Consider the following 220-nt stretch of genomic DNA (forward strand, 5'->3'; position numbering starts at 1 on the left):
ACATCATCGGCGCGGTCAAGACCTCCCAGGAGCTCTCGCAGATGGGGGCGGATCACTACGAGACTTCGGTCGTGCTCGGGGACTACGCGTACACGGTCAAGCCGGGCTTCGTGGCCACGGCGGTGGGACCCGACGGCGCGCCGATGATGCTCGACGGCGGTCGCTGGGGTCAGCTCGTGGGCGCTATGGAAGCCCTCGGCGCGCCGAACTAGCGAGTGCC

At 68.6% G+C, this 220-nt stretch carries 1 pseudogene; it reads left to right on the plus strand.

From position 1 onward, the window contains the following. Positions 1-212 (plus strand): annotated as a pseudogene (locus PPSIR1_RS41425) (hypothetical protein); the annotation flags it as partial. Between the last annotated feature and the right edge of the window lie 8 nt (positions 213-220).

The sequence above is a fragment of the Plesiocystis pacifica SIR-1 genome, assembly GCF_000170895.1.
GTDB classification, from domain to species: domain Bacteria; phylum Myxococcota_A; class Polyangia; order Nannocystales; family Nannocystaceae; genus Plesiocystis; species Plesiocystis pacifica.